Origin of the sequence: Ancylobacter defluvii (assembly GCF_018390605.1) — a bacterium.
GTDB classification, from domain to species: Bacteria; Pseudomonadota; Alphaproteobacteria; order Rhizobiales; family Xanthobacteraceae; genus Ancylobacter; species Ancylobacter defluvii.
In genome coordinates this window covers 158,048-179,163 of sequence record NZ_JAHBGD010000027.1, presented here as the reverse complement: position 1 = coordinate 179,163, position 21,116 = coordinate 158,048, and the positions used below count along the sequence as shown (strand labels likewise).

The following is a 21,116-nucleotide window of genomic DNA, read 5'->3' as shown; positions in this document are numbered from 1 at the left end:
CACCCGCAATGACCCGTGCTCTCCTCCCTCCTCGCTCCCTGTCCGAACGGGCGGTCGTGACGCTGCTGGCGGCAGCCGCCTTCGTGGTGGCGCTGAACGCCACGGTCATGTTCCCGCTCGGGCCGTTCGTGGTGGCGGAGATCGGCGGCAAGGTGGATGCGCTCGGCTATCTCGGCGCGGCCTATTCCTTCGCTGCCGCCGTGGGCGGCTTCGCCGCCTCCTTCGTGCTCGACCGCTTCGATCGCCGCACGGCGCTGGCTGGCTGCGTCTGCGTGTTCACCGTGGCGACCGGCGCCGGCGCGCTCGCTCAGGACATGACCTCGCTGATGGCCGCGAGGGCGGCGGCAGGCATCGCCGCGGGTCCGCTCTGGGGTCTTCTCGTCGCCATCGCCAGCGATGTCGTGCCGATGGAGCGCCGCGGCTTTGCCATCAGCCGGCTGGTCGGCACCTACGGACTGGCGCTGGTGGTCGGCCTGCCGCTGGGTACGCTGCTCGCCGCCATGCCCGGTGGCTGGCGCTGGGCGCTTGCCGTACTGGCGATCGGGGGCGGTGCCATCTCCGTCGTCACGGTGGTCGCCATCGGGCCGCGGCGCGAGCATCTGGCCGAAGCGCAGGCGCGTCCGCTGAGCCGGGCCTGGCGCGGCGTGCTTCGGCTGATGGCCGGGCAGCCCAGCCTCATCGCCTTCCTTCTCATAGCGGCGTCATCCTTCTCGGCGCTGCTGGTGTCGCCGAACCTGCCCGTCTTCGTGATGCGCAACACCGCGCTCGGACCCATCGGGCTCTCCGGCGTCTATCTGCTCGGCGGGCTGATGGCGCTGGCGGTGGTGCCGCTGGCAGGGCGAGCCATCGACCGGATCGGCGCGCTGCCGGTAGCCACCGGCGCCGCTGTGGTCACCACCGTCGTGCTCGGCGCCGCCTTTCTCGCCGCCGCGCCGCTGCTCCCCGCGCTTCCCATCCTTGCCATGGTGCTGGTGATGCAGCTTGTGCGCAGCTCCATCACGCAGGGCTCGGCCACGAGGGTGCCGCTGCCAGCCGAGCGCGCCGCCTTCCAGTCGCTGGCGGCGGCGGTGACCAATCTCGCCCAGGCGCTCGGCGCCGGCACCGCGCCGCTGCTGCTGAGCATCCGGCCCGATGGACGGCTTGCGGGCATGGACCTTGTCGCCTGGTACGCCATCGCCGCGTCCTGGACGGCGCCGCTGCTTCTGATGCGTCTCGAGACGGTGCTGCGCCGACGGGCCGCGGCGCCGGTGGTGGAGGGCTGATCATGCCGGGACATCGCGATTTCTCCGCCTCGACGCTGCCCCGCGCCTATGCCGGCTGCGGCGAGCCTCCAATCGAGACCGATCCGCTGATCGGCGCGGCGCGGGCGCATGTGGCGGTGATCGGCGGCGGCATCACCGGCGCGAGTGCGGCGCTTCATCTCGCGCAGGCGGGCAAGGTGGTGCACCTGCTCGAAGCCGAGCGGATCGGCTCCGGCGGCTCCGGCCGCGCCTTCGGCCAGGTGGTTCCCTATCTGCGCACCGAGCCTGCCGGCGCCCGGGCGGCGCTCGGCGCCGAGTGCGGGGAGCGGTTGGTCCGTGCCGCCGCTGCCGCGCCGGAACGCGTCCGCGCGCTGGTCGAGCGCCACGGCATCGCCTGTGACATCGAGGCGGGAGGCCTCGTCTTTGCCGCGCACGCGCCCTCGGGCGCCAAGGCGCTGCGTGCGCGGCAGGTCGCCTGGGCGGAGCGTGGCATCGGCCTGCCGCTGCTCGACGCGGCCGGTGCGGCGGCGGCCATCGGAGGGGGGCGCTACCTCGCCGCACTGGTCGAGCCGCGCGGGCTGACGCTTAACCCGCTCGCCTATACGCGCGGCCTCGCCCGCGCCGCGCGTGACGCCGGCGCGAGGGTGCATGAGCGGAGCCCGGTCACCGCGCTCACCCGCGCCTCAACCGGCTGGAGTGTCGAGACCGCACAGGGCACGGTACTTTGCGACACGGTGATCGTCGCGGCGGGCCTCGGGCTCGCTGGACTGTTCAAGCCGATGAAGCGGCGCCTATTGCCGTTCCGCGTCCATGAGGCCGCCACCGCGCCGCTGCCCGCCGAAGCGCTCTCTGGCGTGCTGGAGCGCCACCGCGCGCTGACCGACACCCGCCGGCTGCCCTCCGGGGTGCGGCGTACCGGCGAGGGTCGGCTGGTCGTCACCTTGTCGGGGCCTTCGGGAGCGAGCGGCGCCGGTGACGCCGACGCCGGCCTAACGCGGCTGCGGGCCCTGTTCCCGCAGCTCCACGTGCCGGGCTTCTCCGAGCAGTGGAGCGGCTGGGTCGATCTTTCCAGCGACCAGTATCCGCGCCTCGTCGAGCCGGCGCCCGGCCTGCTCGTCGGCTACGGCCTCAGTGGGCGCGGGCTCGGTCTCGGAACCGCTCTCGGACAGTCCCTGGCGCAGCGCGCGCTCGGCGCCCTTGCGGAGGATGCTCCCTTTCCCGCAACCGCCGGCCGACCGCGTGACTGGCTGCTCGGCTCCACCTGGATGGCAGCCGCGGCAGCCGTCGCCATCCGCAGTATCGAGCGACGGCAGGCCGACGGGCCGCACGCCGCTCTCTCCTCCAGCAACGGACCTCGACCCTGATGGCCATCCTTACCTGGCTCCACAATGCCTATGGACGCGACCTCATCGACGGCATTCGCGCCGCGCTGCCAGACGAGGACATCCGCGAATGGCCCGAAGCCGGCAACCCCGACGACATCGACATCTGCATCGTCTTTCGGATGCCGCCCGGCTTCCTGAAGCCGTTCCGCAATCTCAAGCTGATGTCGGCGACCGGTGCGGGCATCGACCACTATCTGCTCGACCCCGATTTTCCCAGAGGCATCCGTATGGTGCGGGTGGTCGACCATGACTTCGCGGCGCGCATGGCCGACTACGTGCTGGCCTGGACGTTGTTCCACCATCGCGACCTCGCGCATTTCCTCGCCGCCCAGGCGCGCCACGACTGGGCCTACAAGATCATGCGCTCGGCATCGGACGTCCGCGTCGGGGTGATGGGGCTGGGCCAGATGGGCCGGCTTGCCGCCGAGCGCCTGGCCGCGATCGGCTACGATACGGCCGCCTGGTCGCGCTCGCCGCACGAGGTGCCGAGCGTCACGTGCTTCCATGGCGCCGGCGGGCTGGACGACTTCCTTGGCCGCACCGAAATCCTCGTCAACCTGCTGCCGCTGACGCACGAGACCCGCGGCATCCTCGGGGCCGCCACCTTCGCGCGGATGCCGGCGGGCGGCGTGGTGATTTCCGCCGCACGGGGCGGCCATCTCGTCGAGGCCGACCTTGTCGCCGCCCTGCAGGCGGGCACGCTGCGTGCCGCCACCATCGACGCCTTCCCCACCGAGCCGCTGCCGGCGGACAGCCCGCTCTGGGAGGTGCCGAACCTCTACGTCACGCCGCATTGCTCGTCGACGGCGAGCCTCCAGACCATCGTGGACACCTTCACCGGCAATGTCCGCCGTTTCCGTGACGGGCAACCGCTGCTGAACGAGGTCGACACTATCGCCGGCTACTGACCCCAACACGACAGGAGAGTGATCATGATGAGACAGCGTTTTTCCGGATGGACCTCCCGCCTCGCGATCACTCTGGTGATCGCCCTCGCCGCCGCCCATGCCCAGCCCGGCCGCGCAGCCGCGCAGGAGCGCCCCAAGCTTGACTTCGCGGGGTCCGTCACCTGGCTCGGCATGGTCCCGGTGCTAGTGGCGCTCGACAAGGGGTATTTCGCCGAAGCCGGCCTCGACGTGAACCTGCAGGTCGTCCTCAACTCCAGCGACCGCGTGCGGGCGCTAACGGCCGGCTCCGTCGCCTTCAGCAATCTGGGCCGCACCACCGTCATCAGCGAGATGGCGCGCGGCAACACCAGCTTCTACTACTTCGCCAACATCGACGACTCTCCGGGCAGCGAAGGCTGCTGGGCCCGTCCGGGGGTGAAGAGCTTCGGCGACCTGAAGGGCAAGAAGGTCGCCGCCAATACCTCGGCCGAGATCACCATGGCGGGCCTGCTCGCCAAGGAGGGCCTCAAGCCGTCCGACATCTCCTATGTGAACCTGCCGCCGAACGAGATGCAGCTCGCTCTCGCGCGCGGCGATGTCGATGCCGCCTGCATCTGGCAGCCCATCCTCGACGGGCTGAAGAAGGCGGTGCCGGACGGTGTGCTGCTCGGCACCGATAAGGACACCGAGATGTATGCCCGCTTCGGCACCATGTCGGCGCCGGACATCATGATCATCTCGCGCAAGCTGGTGGAGGAGGACCCGGCGTCCGCCGCCAAGCTCGCAGGCGCGGTGATGAAGGGGGCGGATTTCGTCAACGCCCATCCCGAGGATGCTGCCGAGACCGTCGCCCACTACTTCCGCCAGCCGGCCTCCACCGTGCTCGCGGGCATCAAGGGCTTCACCTATTACGGCTCGAAGGACTGGCCCGACCACATGCGCAAGCACAGCGCGCAGATGGACTACCTCGCCGGCTGGCTGGCGCAGAACGGCAAGATTCCTGCAAAGCCCGATGTGAAGTTCTGGGAGAACACCAGTTTCGTGCCCAAGCCCTGATCCCGGCTCGGGATTGCATACCCCCGACCGCCAAAATGGAGACGAGCTGATGAGTACGCCCGCCCCCGGCGATCTCGCCTTGCCCGCCCGCGAGTCGCCGACCGGGTCCGCGTCCGGCCGGCGCAGGTGGCGCCTGTCCGGTCTCGGCCGCCCGGTGCTGCTGCTCAACCTTCTGGGCATATTCGCCTTCTACGCCGTCTGGGCGCTGGCAACGGAGACCGGCGCCGTGTCACCGCTGTTCTTTCCTTCGCCGTCCATGGTGGCGGCGGAGGCGAGAAGCGTCGCGGGGACGGCAGACCTGTGGATGTCCGTCGTCGCATCGGGGCGGCGCGTCTTCCTCGGTTTTGGCCTCGCGGCGCTGGTCGCGGTGCCGCTCGGCATCGTCATGGGCTGCTGGTGGCCGGCGAAGGCGACGATCGACCCGCTGATCTCGCTGCTGCGTCCCCTGCCGTCCATCACCTGGATCCCCCTCACCATGCTTTGGCTCGGCATCGGGGAGGGGCAGAAGATCGCCATCGTCTTCATGGGGTCGTGGATCTACATACTGCTTTACACCGTTGAGAGCACCAAGCGGGTCGACCCGCTGCTGATCAAGGCGGCGCGCAATCTCGGCGCCGGCAGCTTCGCCGTGATGCGCGAGGTGGTGCTGCCGGGCTCGCTGCCGGGCATATTGGCCGGTCTGAAAGTCAGCCTCGCCATCGCCTGGTCCTGCGTCCTGTCCGCCGAGATGGTGGCCGCGCAGACCGGCCTCGGCGCGCTCATCTGGTCGGCCAAGGATTGGAGCAACATGCCGTTGGTGCTGGTCGGCATGATCTGTATCTCCGCGACGGTTCTCGTCGCCGACCTCATAGCCAACTGGATCGAAGCCCGGCTCCTGCCCTGGGAACGGGCGCGCCGCACCCATTGATGGAGCCCACGAATGACGAGTTTCCTGTCCGCCCGTGGCGTGTCCAAGACCTTCGGGAACAGCGCCAGCGGCGTGCTGGCCCTGAGCAATGTCTCGCTGGACGTCAGGGAGGGCGAGTTCGTCTGCCTTCTCGGCGCCTCGGGATGCGGCAAGTCGACCCTGCTCAACATGTTCGCCGGATTCATACCGCCGAGCGTTGGCGAGCTTCGATTGCGCGGTGAGCCGATCAGCGGCATCGACCCGCGCTGCGGCATGGTGTTCCAGTCCTACGCGCTGTTCCCCTGGAAGACCGTGCGCGAGAACGTCGCCTTCGGCCCCAAGATGCGGGGCGCAGGACGCCGGGAGCGGCGGGACATAGCGGAACGGTTCATCGAGATGGTCGGCCTCTCCGGCTTCGGCGACCATTATCCCACCGAGCTTTCAGGCGGCATGCAGCAGCGCGTGACGCTGGCCCGCTGCCTGGCCGCCGACCCCGAGGTGCTTCTGATGGACGAGCCCTTCGCGGCCCTTGACGCCATGACGCGCGAGATATTGCAGGAGGAGCTTGGCCGCATTCATATGCGCAGCGGCAAGACCGTCGTGTTCGTCACCCATAATATCGACGAGGCGCTGATCATGGCCGACCGGATCGTGGTGATGTCGCCGCGGCCCGGCCGCATCTCGGCATTCATCGGGAATGAACTGCCAAAGCCTCGCAATATCGATACCCAGTTGCTTCCGAGCTATGCCCGCATGAAGCGGGAAGTCTGGAGCCATATAGCCGGCGACATGGCAGCGATGCGAGACAACAATTAATAGGTTTGCGTGCTGATTTTAGATCGCCTAGTGGCGACGGCCTATCTGGGAGGATCTCTTGCCCAGCAAAGGAACCTCCGTGCTGCGCTGGTGTAATGCCTGTTCAGAACTGCCTTCGCCATTGAGAGTGCCCGTAGGCAAGCCTACAATTTTTCAGATGTTACACAACTCGACTATGTCCAGCTCCAGCAAGTCTCCGTGCCCCCGGCAGCGGACGCGCCAGTTCGATGTCGTGCTGTCCGAGGCGCTGGACCGCATCAACCGGGATCAGGAAGACGTCGCTGCCGTATTCAAGCGGATGCGTTTTGCAGGCGTGCGGCTGGTCACCTTGTCCGAGGGTGAGATCAGTGAGCTCCATGTCGGCCTCAAGGGCACGATGAACGCGCTGTTCCTCAAGGACCTCGCCTTAAAGACCAATCGTGGCATTCGGGGACGCGTGGAAGCCGGCAAGCTCGGTGGCGGCAATGCCTATGGCTATCGCGTGGTGAAGCAGCTCGACGCCAAGGGCGATCCTATCCGAGGTGAGCGCGAGATCATCGAGTTTGAGGCGGAGATCGTCCGCCGGATTTTTTGCGAGTACGCCGCAGGCAAGGGACCGCAGCGCATCGCCGCCGATCTGAACCGCGAGGGCGTTGTTAGCCCGAGTGGCGGACGCTGGTCCGACACCACCATTCGCGGCAGCCGCACCGTCGGCTCCGGCATCCTCAATTGCGAACTCTAATCGGCATCATCCGCTGGAACTGGCAGCGTCGCCTCAAGGACCCCAACACGGGCCTACGGGTCATGTGGCGAACCCCTGAGAGCCGCCTGGGGCGCGCAAGGATGTCCCGGAACTGCGGATCATCTCCGATGAGCTGTTGCCGTGCGCCAAGGCTCGGCAGATCGAGTTGGTCAATATCTACAGGAACAGCATCGAAGGCTCGCGCCGCGCCGAGGAGCGCAAGGCATCAGAGAACGCTCTGAACTCCACCCGACGCCCCCGCACCATGCTGTCCGGCCTGACGTTCTGCGGCTGTTGTGATCAGCCTTACGTTCGCCGAGGGCAGGACCGCTATTGCTGCACCAGCCATCTCATGGGCACGGGTTGCACTAACAGCCGGACGATCACACGCGCCAAGCTTGAGGAGCGCGTCGTCAACGGCCTGAAGAACCGGCTGATGGCGCCGGAGAAGGCTGCCGAGGCCATGCGGGCTTTTGCCGAGGAAACCAACCGACTCAACCGTGAGCGCCGCTCATTCGCAGAATCCGACCGCCAAGAGCTGGAGAAGACCGAGGCAGCGATTTAATGATTAATGGGCCATCCTATTCCGGTTCGCTATTCCGGCGCCGTCCACTTGTTCAATCGTCCTCGACGAACACTTCCTTTCGCCGACGGCGGATCGATGGGAGAACGGCGACGATGACGCAGGCAAGGCCCAGAGCGAGGAGCGTCGCCGAGATCGGCCGAGTCAGGAACACGGTCGCATCGCCGCGGGAGATGATCATCGCGCGGCGCAGGTTCTCCTCCAGCAGCGGTCCGAGCACGAAGCCGAGCAGGAGCGGCGCTGGTTCGCAGCCGAGCCGGATCAGCACATAGCCGAGCACCCCGAAAACGAAGACCGAATAGACGTCGAGCGGGTTCGAGTTGATCGAGTAGCAGCCGATCGTCGCAAAGATGACGATGGCCGGAAAGAGGACGCGGTACGGGATCGTCAGCATCTTCACCCAGAGACCGATCAAGGGGAGGTTCAGGATGACGAGCATCGCGTTGCCGATCCACATCGAGGCGATGATGCCCCAGAAGAGTGCCGGCTGGTCATTGATGACGTTCGGTCCGGGCGTGATGCCCTGAAGGATGAAGGCGCCGAGGATCAGCGCCATCACCGGATGGGCGGGAATGCCGAGGGTCAGGAGCGGGATGAAAGAGGTCTGCGCCGCCGCGTTGTTGGCGCTTTCGGGACCGGCAACGCCCTCGATGGCGCCGTGGCCGAACTCCTTCGGATTTTTAGACAGGCTCTTCTCGGCGGAGTAGGACGCAAACGACGCCAGTATGTGCCCGCCGCCGGGCAGGATTCCGAGGATCGAGCCGAGCGCGGTACCGCGCAGAACGGGCGCGACGATCCGCCGGAAGTCGGCCTTGGACAGCATGAGGCCCGTCACCTTCGAGATGCCGACTTCACGGGTTCTCTCGTTTTCGAGGTTCTTGAAGATCTCGGCGATGCCGAACATGCCGACGGCGAGCGAGACGAAGCTGATGCCCCCATAAAGCTCGGAAAAGCCGAGGGTGAAGCGCGGCGTGCCGGAGGTCACGTCCTGTCCGACGGCACCGAGCATGAGGCCGAGTGCGATCATCGCCAGTGCCTTGAGGACCGAGCCGTTGGCGAGCGAGATCGAGACGAGGAGGCCAAGGACGAGAAGCGAGAAGTATTCCGCCGCACCGAAGTTCAGCGCCACCTTCGCGAGCGGGGGAGCGGCGACGGCGAGGATCATCGTGGCGACGGAGCCGGCGAAGAAGGAACCAAGGGCGGCGGTGGCGAGTGCCGTCCCGGCCCGGCCCTTGCGCGCCAACTGGTAGCCGTCGATGGCCGTCACGGCCGAGGAACTCTCGCCCGGCAGGTTGATCAGGATCGCCGTGGTGGAGCCGCCGTACTGTGCGCCGTAGTAGATGCCCGACAGCATGATGAGCGCGGTGACCGGCGCGAAGGTGAAGGTGATCGGCAGGAGCATGGCGATCGTTGCCGTCGGTCCGATGCCTGGAAGGACGCCGACCAGCGTGCCGAGAAGCACGCCGACAAAGCACCACAGCAGGTTCGTGGCCGTGAAGGCGGTCTCGAAGCCGAGAGTCAGATGAGACAGGAGATCCATTAGCCGGGGCGCCCTCAAAATATCTGGAGCGGTCCGAAGACCGGGCCGATGGTGGAAAGGGATATTCCAAGGCCGAGCTTGAAGACGACCCAACAGACGACAGCCAGCGCTGCCGAGATGCCGAGAGCCGAACTGAGGGTGTTCCGCACCGAGGCCAAGGCCGTCACGAAGGAGCAGAGGAACACCACAGGCACGAGCCCGAGTTCGCGGCCGAAGGCGCCGAAGAGAACGAGAGCGACCCCGACAAGGGCTATCCCTCTCCACGGAACGGGTCCGCTGTCCCCTTCTCCATGCTTATTCAATCCCGTCAGCATCACCGCCAGCCCGAGCGCGCCAAGCATCAGCGCCAGGGCGAGCGGGATGAACCCCGGACCCATTCGGACGGGCCGGCCCATCTCGTAATTCGTCGATTCCCAGCCGAAGGCGATCGCCAGCGCGAGGAAGATGAGGCCCGCCGTGATGTCACGGTAGGATCGGACGGTCGCGCCGTCCTGCTCTGGAGTGTCTGACATCCGTTGCCCTCCCAAGGACTGGATCCAGCGGATCGGTCGCCCCAGGGAGAACCAGGACCGCGTGGAAATTGGTGACGTTGGACTGTCGGACCCGGTGACGACGTGGACACCGAGCCGTTCGCAGACGCCTTAGCTGTCGCGTTCCGCGTGTGAGTCAGCGCAATCGCACGACGCGCGCCGGTTCCGTGCGGGCGTTCTGGCTGTCGGCCGCGTCGGGAGTCGCCGCGCAGTGTCCAGTCAGGGGCGACCCGAGGCGCCCGACAAAGGCAAACAGGTCGGCCTCGGATCGAAGATGGCCGGCTCGGCTAACCTCTCCTCACCATTCGCTCGAAGATGGAACCCGCGCGGCTCGCGTCTTGGCCATCCCGGTACCGCGGCAGCTGGGCCGCCGCGTGGTCCAGGACCGCTGCCGCGACGGCCTCGCCGCAGGTCGTCGTGTCCGCCGATCCACCGAGATCCCTGGTCCGGGTCTCCGGTCGGAGCAAGCTGGCTTCGATGGCGGACAGGATGCCGGCTGCCGCTTCCGCCTCGCCGAGGTGGTCGAGCATCATCGAACCCGCCCAGATCTGGCCGATCGGATTGGCGATGTTCTGGCCGGCGATGTCCGGCGCCGTGCCGTGCACAGGCTCGAACAGCGAGGGGAAGCGCCGCTCGGGGTTGATGTTGCCCGAGGGCGCGATCCCGATCGTACCTGTGCAAGCAGGACCGAGATCAGAGAGAATGTCGCCGAAAAGGTTCGATCCCACCACGACGTCGAACCTGTCGGGGTTGAGGACGAAATGGGCGGTAAGAATATCGATGTGGTACTTGTCCCAGCGCACGTCGGGGAAGTTCGCCGCCATCGCTTCCACGCGCTCGTCCCAATAGGGCATGGTCACGGAGATGCCGTTCGACTTCGTGGCAGAGGTCAGGTGCCCGCCCCGGGTCGCGGCGAGTTCGAACGCGAAGCGAAGGATCCTGTCGACGCCGATGCGCGTCATTACGGACTCCTGGACAACGGTCTCCCGCTCGGTGCCCGGAAAGATCCGGCCGCCGATGGACGAGTATTCGCCCTCGGTATTCTCCCGCACCACCACGAAGTCGATGTCGCCCGGCTTCCTGTTGGCGAGCGGCGAGGCGACGCCCGGCATCAGGCGGACCGGACGCATGCCGACATACTGGTCGAACTCCCGTCGGAACTGGATCAGGGAGCCCCAGAGCGAGATATGGTCGGGCACCTTTTCAGGCCAACCGACAGCGCCGAAGAAGATCGCGTCGTGGCCGGCGATCTGGTCCTTCCAGTCGTCCGGCATCATTTTGCCGTGCTGCTCGTAGTAGTCGCACGATGCGAAATCGAAGTGATCGCAGCGGAGTTCGAACCCGTAGCGCTCACCGGCCGCCTGAAGCACACGAAGCCCCTCAGGCACGACTTCCTTACCGATGCCATCGCCGGGGATCACGGCGATGCGATAGACACGGTCGGTCATGGACATGGCCTCGATGGTTCCTGGACGATCGAGGACGGGCCGGCGGCCCGCCCATCGAGTGCTGGATCAGTCCGCGAACTGGCCAGCCGCCTTGATTAGGGGCCGCCAACGGGCGATCTCGCTGTTAAGCCGCTCCTGCAATGCCTGCGGAGTCGCCTTGTCCTTGGTCACGGGAAAGGTCGCGATGGCATCCAGCCGCTGTTGGAGGGCCGGATCCTGGACCGCCACCTGCAGCGCGGATGTCAGCTTGGCGACCACATCCGGCGGCGTGCCCTTCGGGGCGTAGAGACCGTGCCAGACGCTGAGCTCGAACTTCGGGAGACCGGCCTCGTCGGCGGTCGGGAGATTCGGGAAGGCCTTCTGGCGCTCCGGCGAGGTGACGGCGTAGCCCTTGATCTGGTTGGCCTTGAGCGCCCCGGCCGTGTTGGTCGCCTGATCGCAGGTCATATCGATCTGGCTGCCCATGAGGTCGGTCATGATGGGGCCGTTGCCCTTGTAGGGGACGGTCGTCATCTGCTTGTCGATCGCGGACATGAAGAGCATGCCGCAAAGGTGCGAAGCCGCTCCGACGCCCGCGTTGGCGTAGGTGATGCCTTCTCCTTCTGCCTTGATCGTAGCGATTAGCTCAGCGAGCGTCGTGGCTTTGAAGTCGGGGCGGGCCACGATCGTCATGGGCGCTTCCGTGACGAGGCCGATCGGAGCGAAGGCCGTCGTCGGATCAAAGTCGAGCTTGCGGTAGAGCGTCGGCGCCGTCGACATGCCGATGTGGTGGAGCAGGATCGTGTAGCCGTCCGGGGTCGCCTGTGCGGCGCGGCTTGACCCGATGGTGCCGCCGGCTCCCGGCAGGTTTTCGACCAGAACCTGCTGGCCGAGCGACTTGGACATGGCCTCCGCGGTCAGGCGCGCAACGGAGTCTGTCGGACCGCCCGCGGCGAAGGGCACGTACATCGTGATGGGCTTGCTGGGGTAGTTCTGTGCGGCAACGGATGTGACGGTAGCCAGGCAGATTGCAAGACTCGTAATAAGTCTCTTCATGCGGTCCTCCCAAGGATGCGAGACGTGGCCGACGGTATTTGAGTTTTCCCGGCCTTCAGCTCGACGCCGCATTTCCCGTGTTCTATCCCATGCCGTCCAATGCCAAATCGGCCTCAATCTATGCGCGGGATTTGACGAGGAACGCGGCCCTGTTGGACGGCCTTGCCGTCATGCGGTGCCCGCACGCGCTCGTGCGCTCACGACGAAGGCTTGCGCCGCCAACATTTTGGTGTGCATCACTTTTTTGACCGGCGAAGCCGCCGAGCGGGAATAAGGCTGCGTCGCCCGACGCGGGAGCGTGCCGCAATCGAGGCGGAAGAAGCCGGCTCTCGTGCGGCCCGTCGGCGCGCGCGTTCTCATGCTTGGAACGACGCGGCAGGCGCAGCGTTTCCGGTGCGGGAAGAGGGCCGGAGATCCAAATATAGGTATCTATATACCAGAACAATGAAGCCGGAGGCCGTCGGGATGCCGCCGGAAGCCGGGCATGACTTTATTCAGCGTCCTCCGGTGTCATCGCTGGAGCGAACGACCAGTTCCAACCTCAAGGCCGCGCTCAGCCGAGCGGTGACTCTCCCAGGTGAAGGCAGTGCTATGGTGCCGCAGAGTGAGCCGGTGGTGACCAGCGTGCCGACGACCAGTGCGCCCGGCGATCGATCATCGGAGTTCGCGAATTCGACCAGCCATCCCAGGCAATCCCCATTGGAGTGGCGGGCAACGGCGTCGAACACGACCTTGCCGTCCATCTCGATGGCGAGGGGCGAAGTCTGGAGCGCGTCCAGTTCTTCTTTCGGGAACGATGGACCCAGCAGGTATCCGTCATTGCCCATGCCGTCCGCGACGAAGAGGGAGAACGAGACCTTCCCGTTCTCCTGGAATACGCTTCTGACCAGCTCGGCGCCCAGGCGGCATCTGCCGACGGCGGCCAGCACATCGGCGCGCGTGTAGGGCGGGCCGGTTCTGATCGGCAGATCCCGGTCAAGCGTGACCGCGATTTCGATCTCAAGCATCGTTCCGGGACGCCAAACCAACGGCATGCCTTCACCAACGAGCGGGATCAGACGGGAAACCACCGTGTTGCCCTCCGGCGACTTCGCGACCTTCCATGCGTTGCAGGGGCCGCGGTGAAGGTGCTGGGCGTCGTTCGCCTCCTGAAGGGTGGGCTCCCAGCCGAACGAGGCGGTGGCCACCCTTTCGCCCGACGCGCGCAGCTTCGCGATGCGGCGCGCGGCTTCGGCAACCTTGTTCGACGCGTCGGCGAAAGGGGTCATGGATGGATACCCTTCCGGTCGCTGGCGCTTTCGGTCACCACCAACGCCGTCATGTTCATGACCCCGCGACTGGTGATGAGCGCGGTAAGGGAAGAGACGCGCGTGATGCCTTCAGTCCTGGGGATGATGTCGAGCGCCAGCCGGGTCTCCTGAGACCAATCGGCGGGCGTGCCGCAAAGCGCGGCGTCGACCAGCCCGGCCTTGAGCAGCATGGCTTCGGCAACTGTCGGCTGTTGCCGAAGCCGTCGCCTGGCGGCCGTCGGTGGAACCCCCCGACGTTCGACCAGGGCCACGCAGCGATCCGGCAAGACCGTGAGGCTCTCGGAGTCGCACGACGGCTCCAGGAGCGCGACGGCGTCGCAGAACCTAGCGACGTCCGACGTGTCCCCCTCGATGTCGAAGGCACCGATGCCCGCGAACTTCTTGAAGAGGACGGACTTCCCCTCCATCGCCGGCTTTGAGGCAAGCGGCCCAACATTGCCCAGCCCCAGCACCGCTGTCCCGTTCGTGATGACGCCGACCAGGTTGCCCCGGGCCGTGTAATCGCGTGCCGCTCGGGGGTCCGCCGCGATCGCCTCGCACGGGGCAGCGACCCCGGGAGAGTAAGCGAAAGCGAGGTCCCGCTGCGTCTCCATCCGCTTGGTCGTCCGAATGCCCAGCTTCCCCGGCTGCGGATGGCGGTGGTAGTCTGGGGCAGTTTGCCGAAAGTCTGCGATCATCGTCGGGCTCCAGATCACACGGCAGGTAAGCGGCGGACCCGGCGAACAGGGCCGCCGGGTGCCTCACTCCGCGAGTTCGCGCATGACCTTGATCAGGTCTGACTTGCCCTCGAAGCCGATGCCGGGAATGTCCGGCATCACGATGTGACCGTCCTGGACCTTCACCCCGTCCGGAAACCCGCCATAGGGCTGGAACAGGTCGGGATAGCTCTCATTGCCGCCGAGCCCGAGGCCGGCCGCGATGTTGAGCGACATCTGGTGACCGCCATGCGGGATGCAGCGCGACGGCGACCAGCCGAACTGGCGGAGCACGTCGAGCGTGCGCAGGTACTCGACCAGACCGTAGGACAGCGCGCAGTCGAATTGGAGATAGTCGCGGTCTGCCCGCATGCCGCCATAGCGCAGGAGGTTGCGGGCGTCCTGGTGCGAGAACAGATTCTCACCGGTGGCCATCGGCGCGTCGTAGAATTCCGAGACGGCTGCCTGAAGCGCGTAGTCGAGCGGGTCGCCGATCTCCTCGTACCAGAAGAGCGGGTAGTCGCGCAGCATCTTGGCGTAGGCGATGGCCGTCTCAAGGTCGAAGCGTCCGTTCGCGTCGACAGCAAGGCGCGCCTGCGAGCCGATCTCCTCCAGGACCGCCTCGATGCGACGGCGGTCCTCGTCGATCGGCGCGCCGCCGATCTTCATCTTCACGACGTTGTAGCCGCGGTCGAGGTAGCCCCGCATTTCCTTGCGCAGCGCCGAGTCGTCCTTGCCCGGATAATAGTAGCCCCCCGCCGCGTAGACGAAGACCTTCGGGTTTGCCTCGCGACCTTTCATCTCGGCTAGCAGCCGGAACAGCGGCTTGCCCTCGATCTTGGCGACGGCGTCCCAGACCGCCATGTCGATGGTGCCGACCGCCACCGAGCGCTCGCCGTGACCGCCGGGCTTCTCATTCATCATCATCTTCGCCCAGATGCGATGGGGGTCGAGATTGGTGCCCTCGTCGTTCAGGAGCGTGGCGGGGTCCGCCTCGGTGATCCGGTCGCGGAAACGCTCGCGGATGAGGCCGCCCTGTCCGTAGCGCCCATTGGAGTTGAAGCCGTAGCCCACGACCCGCCGGCCGTCGCGGACGACGTCGGTCACGACCGCGACGAGGCTCGCGGTCATCTTCGAGAAGTCGATATAGGCGTTGCGGATGGGTGAAGCGATCGGCTTGGTGATCTCGACAACGTCGACGATACGCATGGTCGTTTCCCTTTCTTGAACTTGGTTATGTGGACGTTTTCAGCAAGTGGCGTTGGCGAGGTGGTCGTCGTCCGGAGCTTCGTCCGGGTGCCGGGCAGGCTTTCGCGATGCAGGCACACATCCCGCGAGCCCGCATCCCCGCCCCGGCGAGACCGATCAGCAGGGCAAGGTCGAAATGATGGCGACGGAAAACAGCACTTTCGCGTCGATCTGGCCGATGGCCGCCAGGTCGCTCGCCATGTGGCTCGCCGCGGCTATGCCGACGACGGTGCCGAAGATGATGAGCCGGCAGGGGCAGCGGGTGGAATCTGTCAGGTGGGCGCGTCTTCATGGACGTGGACTCTCGCTCGCCCAAGAATGGATGTGCAGCGCTGACGAGCTGAACGGGGACATCTCGGATTTAGGTGGTCGATCGCCGGGCGGCTGCAGAGGAGCCGTAGCGGGGCCAACGAAGTGAGGCTAATGCTGATGAGGTCCCTGTTGATGACGAAGGTGCATAACCAATGGAGTCGATCTGGCTGGAGGATTACCTCGCGCTTGCGGAAACCTTGAACTTCTCACGCGCTGCCGAGCGACGTCATGTGACGCAGCCAGCCTTTTCGAGGCGGGTGCGAGCATTGGAGCAATGGGTGGGAACCGAGCTCTTCGTGCGGACGACCCATTCGGTGTCGCTGACTACGGCGGGCCAGCATTTCCGCACGCAGGCCCAGATGCTGAGCCGCACCATCCAGCAGTTGCGCCGCGACACGCTCGCGATAGCCGAACGCCACGCACAGACGCTGACGATCGCAGCGACGCACGTGCTGTCCTTCACGTTCTTCCCGTCGTGGATCCGCAGGAACGACGAACTGTTCGGCCGAGGCAACCTCAACCTGCTGTCCGACAGCATGGAGGCCTGCGAGCAGATCATAGCGCGAGGCGACGCTCAGTTTCTGCTCTGCCACTACCACGCCGCAGCGCCGGGCAGGTTCGATTCCCATCAGTTCAAGAGCGTCGTCGTGGGCACCGATACGCTCGTGCCGGTGAGCGCGCCAGCGCCAGACGGCCGGCCTCTATGGAGCCTGGAGAACGATGGTGTGTTCGACTACCTGGCCTATAGCGAAAAATCGGGGCTTGGCCGCATCATCGCGGCGGTAAAGGACGACACCCCGTCCCGCGCCACGCCTCACACCGTGTTCACATCCCACCTCGCTGCGACGTTGCTGACGATGGCGAGGTCGGGCGTCGGAGTCGCATGGCTGCCGACAACGCTGGCCGAGGACGACCTCCGGGAGAAACGACTCGTGCCGGCGGCAGGGCCGGACGCGGCCATCCCCGTCGAAATCCGTTTGTTCCGACCCGTAGCCCGGCAGAGCGAGGTCGTAGAGTCGGCATGGGCGGCGTTGACGTAACTCGGCTCCCTGTGTCGTCCGGGACGGCGAGGTCATCCAGGCGAAGTCGCGGCCGCTCTCGAACGCAGAGATACCGTTCACGCTGGTGCGGACGGCCGCGGCAATCAACGGCTCGCCAGACCTCGTTCTCGGTGCGCCTTATCGGCCGAAACCAGATCGTCGGGCAGAGCTGCCCATCTAGAGCGAACCGCCCGCCTTGAAGGCGGGCGGTTCGCTCTAGATGGGCCATGGGTGTCAAGCCGGCCAACGTGGTGAACGTCTAAGTTGGGGGGGCTAACGGGCCTTGGGGCGATGCCCCTTCTGACCGCTGTTGAACCATATCAGCCGAGCCGGTGGAGGTTCCCGAAGAACCTGCAGGGATGCCCCGCTTTCACGTAGCCGACTGCGAAAGCGCGAGGCATTCCGGTCACCCCATACGGCGAGGTAAGCCGACCCGGTCGCGTCATCACGATAGTAGGCTGAGCCGCCGAAGGCTGCTTCAAGGCCTTGTTCGCCCTTCATGCCGCCGCCGCCATAAACCGATACAACGAGCTCGAGCGGCGCAGCAGTCACTACGGCCTCACTCTTGGCAAAGCTTTCTGAACGGAAGACGTGTATCGGCCACTGCTCGCCCATGGCTCATGGTGACATGCGATTCAATAAGTCAGCAATAGAGATCGCGAGCTGACAGTCCCGCCAGGTCTCTGGCTTCTCTCCGAAGTCGGCGCTTGGGCCGCTTCATGGTTGGGTCCGACGAGTGGTGGATCACGCTTTTTCGCGGGGTGACCTTGCGGTCCCCAATCCGCCCTCGATCTCACCGCCCTTCGGTCCCTGGGGGACATCGCTCCGCCCTGCGGCGGATCTCGAAATGCTGTTGGTGAGGTCAGGCTTGGGCCGGCTCAGCCGTCCAGCGGAACGGCACGCGATCGACCCACATCCGATGCAGAATGACGGATAGTCGGCGCGCGACCGCGATCATCGCCTTGGCCATGCCCCGACGCTTGGCGACGCGTAGCCCCCAGGCTTTGAGAGCAGAGGGCTTTGCCTGCGGTCGCAAAAGGACCAGCGCCGCCTCGAACAAGGCTGATCGTAGTGTCTCGTCACCGTTCTTGGTGATCCTGCCGCGCCGCTCGATCTCGCCAGATTGATGCGTTCGCGGTGCCAGCCCGAAATGGGCGCCGACGGAGCGGGAGCGCTGGAAGCGGGCCGGTTCGTCGATGGCCGCTCGATAGGTCAGGGCTATGAGCGGGCCACGCCGGGGGCGCTCATCAGCAGGAGGCAATCGTCGTCGGCGCGCGCCAGAGCCAGCATCTTCTTGTGAAGGCCGACATACTGTTCACGAACGACCCGGCGTACCGCCAGCATCGGCTCGATGATCGTTTGCAATGAGGGCTCGTCCTCGATCAGCTCGAGGATGCGCGTTTCATAGCGAGCCCGCGTCACCATGCCGACCTTGAAACCGAAGTTGCGGAGCAGGCCGCGAATGCTGTTCTCGACATCGAGCAGCTTGGCCTGAAGGAAGCGTCGGCCGCTCAGCAGAGCCCTGATTTTCTGGCTGGCCAGCGTTTTGACGTGGACCGGGCGGTAGAGACCGACCCGCATCATCTGGGCTATGCCGCGCGCGTCGTTGCGATCGGTCTTGTTCGGCCGAGCGCTCAGCACCGCTTGGGCATGGCGGGTCTCGATGCAGATCACTGGGAAGCCTGCCTTAGCCAGCCCGGCATAGAGCCATTGGCAGAGCGGACCGGCTTCCAGGCCGACCCGCGAATAGCGGTCACCGCACACTGACAGGAACGCGCCGATCGCCTCCGGCGAACTCTCCGCCTTGCCTTCCCGGATGATCGTTCCGCCTGCGTCCATCACGCAGACACTCGTCGTCTTCACCGAAACGTCCAAGCCGACAAAGCACTCCATCGCTCTTCTCCTGATCCGCTGGGCTGGATCGGTGGAGCCTAGAACGCATCGGCCACCGCCGCATCGCATCCGCGACGCGAGCCCAATGGCCCAACCTTTTTCATGTCGCGGCGCGCAGGGAAGGAGAAGGAGGACGAGAGAGCGGCTCGCGCTCGCACCCGTCCCGGTCTGTGGTCCTGCCGGGCCCGGCGGCCCGCGCAACGGCTGCGCCGTCCTCCACTTACGTTCCGGTCCTGCGGATGCGCAGCCCTCCCGATCGACCCGGCTTCAGCACCGCCGTGACGGGGTCGCGATCGGCGCGACCTCCGGGACGGAGGTTCAGGAGATGAGCAGGAAAGAAGAGAAGCCACGCGTCGACATCTATGCGCGGATCACCGACAGGATCGTGGCGGACCTGGAGAAGGGCGTGCGTCCCTGGATGCAGCCGTGGCGTTCTACGAATGCCATCGGCCGGGTGACGCGGCCGCTACGGCACAATGGCCTGCCCTATTCCGGCATGAACGTGCTGCTGCTGTGGTCGGAGGCGATGGCGCGCGGTTACGTTTCGCCGGTCTGGATGACCTTCAAGCAGGCGATCGAACTCGGCGGCGCGGTGCGCAAGGGTGAGACCGGCACCATGGTGGTCTTCGCCAGTCGCTTCACCAAGGCCGAAGCCGATGGGAACGGAGGCGAGGTCGAGCGGGAAATCCCCTTCCTGAAGGCCTATACCGCCTTCAACGTCGCGCAGATCGACGGGCTGCCGGAGCGCTACACTGCGAAGTCGGAGCCGGTGCGCGATCCGATCGAACGGATCGAAGAGGCCGATCGCTTTTTCGCCAACACTGGCGCGGTGATCCGGCATGGCGGTGATCGCGCCTTCTATTCCCCCGGCAGTGACCACATCCAGATGCCGCCCTTCCAGACATTCCGGGACGCGGCGAGCTACGTCGCGGTCCTCAGCCATGAGGCCACCCATTGGACATCGGCGCCACATCGCGTGAACCGCGATCTCAGCCGCTATGGCAAGGACAGGAGCGAACGTGCCCGCGAAGAGCTCATTGCCGAACTTGGGAGCTGCTTTCTCTGCGCGGATCTCGGCATCGCACCGGAGCTCGAGCCTCGGCCTGACCACGCGAGCTATCTCGGGTCCTGGCTAAAGGTGCTGGCTGAGGACAAGAGGGCGATCTTCTCGGCGGCGGCGCAGGCGCAGCGCGCCGTCGCCTTCCTGCACAGCCTCCAGCCGACGGTCTCTGAACAGCGCGAGGTCGCCTGATGTTGCATGTTCCGATCATCTCGGGGAAGGCGGCGAGCCCTCCCCGATCCGGAGAGCCTCCATCCTGATGGCTGGTTATTGCGTCGCCAGCATGTGCAAGGGATGAGTGGTCGGGAGAAGGCTGGCAATTGTCATTCAATCGCATTACATTGGTCGGCAGAGGAGGCGCCGATGGTCGCAAACGCTCTCGTTCAAACTCGCATCGATGCCGAAATCCGGGATCGCGCGTCCGCCGTGCTCGAAAGCATGGGCCTGACGGTGTCCGATGCCGTGCGCATCCTGCTCACCCGGACCGCCAATGAGGGCGCGCTTCCGCTGGAACTGATGGCGAACGGCGAGGCGCATGATGTCTGGTTCCGGGCCAAGGTGCTACAAGCGCTGAACGACACCCGGCCCGATATCTCCGACGATGAGGCGGAGATGCATTTCGCGGCACGCCGCGAGTAACGTCCGATCGTGAAGCTTGTCTGGTCAGTCTGGGCGCTCTCCGATCGCGACGGCATGTTCTCTCATATCGAGGCGGATAACCCGTCCGCCGCGGTTTCCATCGATGAGCGGATCGCGGGTGCGGCGCGTCGCCTGCGTGATTTTCCCGAAAGCGGCCGTCCCTGAAGGATCGACCGGACGCGCGAACTGGTGATTTGCCGGCACGCCTTATGTCGCGGCCTATGTCGTGACGGAAACGACGGTTCGTATTCTTCGCGTCCTGCATGGCGCGCAGCGATGGCCGGAGACACTACCCGAGGGTTGACGTTTTCGCCCCTGGAAAGCGGTTCGCGGATCCAGATGGGGTGGGTCCTGATTCGCGGCAGCGGCGCCAGGCATGCGTCGATTCTCGCTACGGGCCTCGATGATGCCGCTGCCAGAGCGGCCAAGGCCGAGGCTGTCATCGCATGACGATATTATGGCGCCCATCTGCAGGGAGGCTTCCCCGCCATGCGGGAGCTGTCCCTCCACCGGGCCGGTCTGTTCGTGCGATGCTCTCCGGGAGATCGTTCCGCCTGATAGAGCGCAGCTGACGGATGTCGTGCTGTCGAGGTCCACCGACCCTAATGGTGGACGGGGCCGAGTGGGCCTTCGTGCGCGCTCCTTTCCCTTCTTTGAACGGCCGTCCCTCCTGCGGGCTCGATGGGGCATGTCTGACCGGAGAACGGCTTCGCCTCGATCGTTTTCCCGCAACGGCCTTGCGCGACTTTCTTCCCCTGCGAACGTCGTCCGCATTCCTCGCGGATCAACAA

The 21,116-nt window shown here is 65.9% G+C and carries 18 protein-coding genes and 2 pseudogenes; 12 read left to right on the top strand and 8 right to left on the bottom strand.

Annotated elements, in window-relative coordinates; all coding sequences use genetic code 11:
- The first annotated feature begins 8 nt into the window (after positions 1-8).
- The 8 genes from KHC24_RS23160 (at position 9) to KHC24_RS25290 (ending at position 7,557) form a co-directional block, all read left to right on the top strand.
- Positions 9-1,262 carry an MFS transporter gene (locus KHC24_RS23160; protein WP_213366426.1) on the top strand — a complete coding sequence of 418 codons (1,254 nt, stop codon included), beginning with the start codon at positions 9-11 and terminating at the stop codon, positions 1,260-1,262.
- A 2-nt stretch (positions 1,263-1,264) separates the two neighbouring features.
- Entirely contained in the window at positions 1,265-2,605 is a 1,341-nt protein-coding gene (locus tag KHC24_RS23155) for an NAD(P)/FAD-dependent oxidoreductase (protein ID WP_213366424.1), read from the top strand.
- The gene (locus tag KHC24_RS23150; protein ID WP_213366421.1) at positions 2,605-3,534 is read left to right on the top strand and encodes a 2-hydroxyacid dehydrogenase; all 930 of its coding nucleotides are present in this window, start codon (positions 2,605-2,607) and stop codon (positions 3,532-3,534) included. Before KHC24_RS23155 ends, KHC24_RS23150 begins: the two co-directional genes overlap by 1 nt.
- A 24-nt stretch (positions 3,535-3,558) precedes the next feature.
- On the top strand, positions 3,559-4,569 hold the full coding sequence (locus tag KHC24_RS23145) for an ABC transporter substrate-binding protein (protein WP_213366418.1): 1,011 nt from the start codon (positions 3,559-3,561) through the stop codon (positions 4,567-4,569).
- 49 nt (positions 4,570-4,618) lie between these two features.
- Positions 4,619-5,476: an ABC transporter permease gene (locus KHC24_RS23140; RefSeq protein ID WP_213366415.1), complete on the top strand. Its 858-nt coding sequence runs from the start codon at positions 4,619-4,621 to the stop codon at positions 5,474-5,476.
- Positions 5,477-5,488: 12 nt separating this feature from the next.
- Positions 5,489-6,271 carry an ABC transporter ATP-binding protein gene (locus tag KHC24_RS23135; RefSeq protein WP_213366412.1) on the top strand — a complete coding sequence of 261 codons (783 nt, stop codon included), beginning with the start codon at positions 5,489-5,491 and terminating at the stop codon, positions 6,269-6,271.
- A gap of 175 nt (positions 6,272-6,446) precedes the next feature.
- Complete coding sequence (locus KHC24_RS25295) at positions 6,447-6,992, top strand: recombinase family protein (protein WP_246547550.1); 546 nt, start codon at positions 6,447-6,449, stop codon at positions 6,990-6,992.
- Between the two features lie 166 nt (positions 6,993-7,158).
- A complete protein-coding gene (locus tag KHC24_RS25290; protein WP_246547547.1) occupies positions 7,159-7,557 on the top strand; it encodes a recombinase zinc ribbon domain-containing protein in 399 nt (132 codons plus the stop codon).
- Between the two features lie 52 nt (positions 7,558-7,609).
- Here the strand turns inward: KHC24_RS25290 and KHC24_RS23125 are convergent, their stop codons facing one another.
- The 7 genes from KHC24_RS23125 to KHC24_RS23095 all read right to left on the bottom strand — a co-directional run bounded on the left by KHC24_RS23125 (position 7,610) and on the right by KHC24_RS23095 (position 15,342).
- Entirely contained in the window at positions 7,610-9,115 is a 1,506-nt protein-coding gene (locus tag KHC24_RS23125) for a tripartite tricarboxylate transporter permease (RefSeq protein WP_213366410.1), read from the bottom strand.
- 14 nt (positions 9,116-9,129) lie between these two features.
- On the bottom strand, positions 9,130-9,627 hold the full coding sequence (locus KHC24_RS23120; RefSeq protein WP_213366407.1) for a tripartite tricarboxylate transporter TctB family protein: 498 nt from the start codon (positions 9,625-9,627) through the stop codon (positions 9,130-9,132).
- Between the two features lie 305 nt (positions 9,628-9,932).
- Positions 9,933-11,099, bottom strand: a complete 1,167-nt coding sequence (locus KHC24_RS23115; protein ID WP_213366404.1) for a tartrate dehydrogenase — start codon at positions 11,097-11,099, stop codon at positions 9,933-9,935.
- Positions 11,100-11,159: 60 nt separating this feature from the next.
- The gene (locus KHC24_RS23110; RefSeq protein WP_246547544.1) at positions 11,160-12,128 is read right to left on the bottom strand and encodes a tripartite tricarboxylate transporter substrate-binding protein; all 969 of its coding nucleotides are present in this window, start codon (positions 12,126-12,128) and stop codon (positions 11,160-11,162) included.
- Positions 12,129-12,622: 494 nt separating this feature from the next.
- Positions 12,623-13,396, bottom strand: a complete 774-nt coding sequence (locus KHC24_RS23105) for a 2-keto-4-pentenoate hydratase (RefSeq protein ID WP_213366401.1) — start codon at positions 13,394-13,396, stop codon at positions 12,623-12,625.
- Positions 13,393-14,115, bottom strand: a complete 723-nt coding sequence (locus KHC24_RS25465; RefSeq protein ID WP_213366398.1) for a phosphate acyltransferase — start codon at positions 14,113-14,115, stop codon at positions 13,393-13,395. Before KHC24_RS25465 ends, KHC24_RS23105 begins: the two co-directional genes overlap by 4 nt.
- A 63-nt stretch (positions 14,116-14,178) precedes the next feature.
- Entirely contained in the window at positions 14,179-15,342 is a 1,164-nt protein-coding gene (locus KHC24_RS23095; protein WP_213366396.1) for a mandelate racemase/muconate lactonizing enzyme family protein, read from the bottom strand.
- A gap of 503 nt (positions 15,343-15,845) precedes the next feature.
- Here KHC24_RS23095 and KHC24_RS23090 point away from each other — a divergent pair.
- Entirely contained in the window at positions 15,846-16,733 is an 888-nt protein-coding gene (locus KHC24_RS23090) for a LysR family transcriptional regulator (RefSeq protein WP_213366394.1), read from the top strand.
- Positions 16,734-17,595: 862 nt separating this feature from the next.
- On the opposite strand, the pseudogene KHC24_RS23085 reads toward KHC24_RS23090, so the two are convergent.
- A pseudogene (locus tag KHC24_RS23085) lies at positions 17,596-18,626 on the bottom strand (IS110 family RNA-guided transposase).
- Positions 18,627-18,951: 325 nt separating this feature from the next.
- On the opposite strand from KHC24_RS23085, the gene KHC24_RS23080 reads away from it, so the two are divergent.
- The 3 genes and pseudogenes from KHC24_RS23080 (at position 18,952) to KHC24_RS23070 (ending at position 20,629) form a co-directional block, all read left to right on the top strand.
- Positions 18,952-19,878 carry an ArdC family protein gene (locus KHC24_RS23080; protein ID WP_213366571.1) on the top strand — a complete coding sequence of 309 codons (927 nt, stop codon included), beginning with the start codon at positions 18,952-18,954 and terminating at the stop codon, positions 19,876-19,878.
- Between the two features lie 171 nt (positions 19,879-20,049).
- Positions 20,050-20,325: a type II toxin-antitoxin system RelB/DinJ family antitoxin gene (locus KHC24_RS23075; protein WP_213366391.1), complete on the top strand. Its 276-nt coding sequence runs from the start codon at positions 20,050-20,052 to the stop codon at positions 20,323-20,325.
- Between the two features lie 9 nt (positions 20,326-20,334).
- Positions 20,335-20,629, top strand: a pseudogene (locus KHC24_RS23070) (type II toxin-antitoxin system RelE/ParE family toxin).
- The last annotated feature ends 487 nt before the right edge of the window (positions 20,630-21,116 follow it).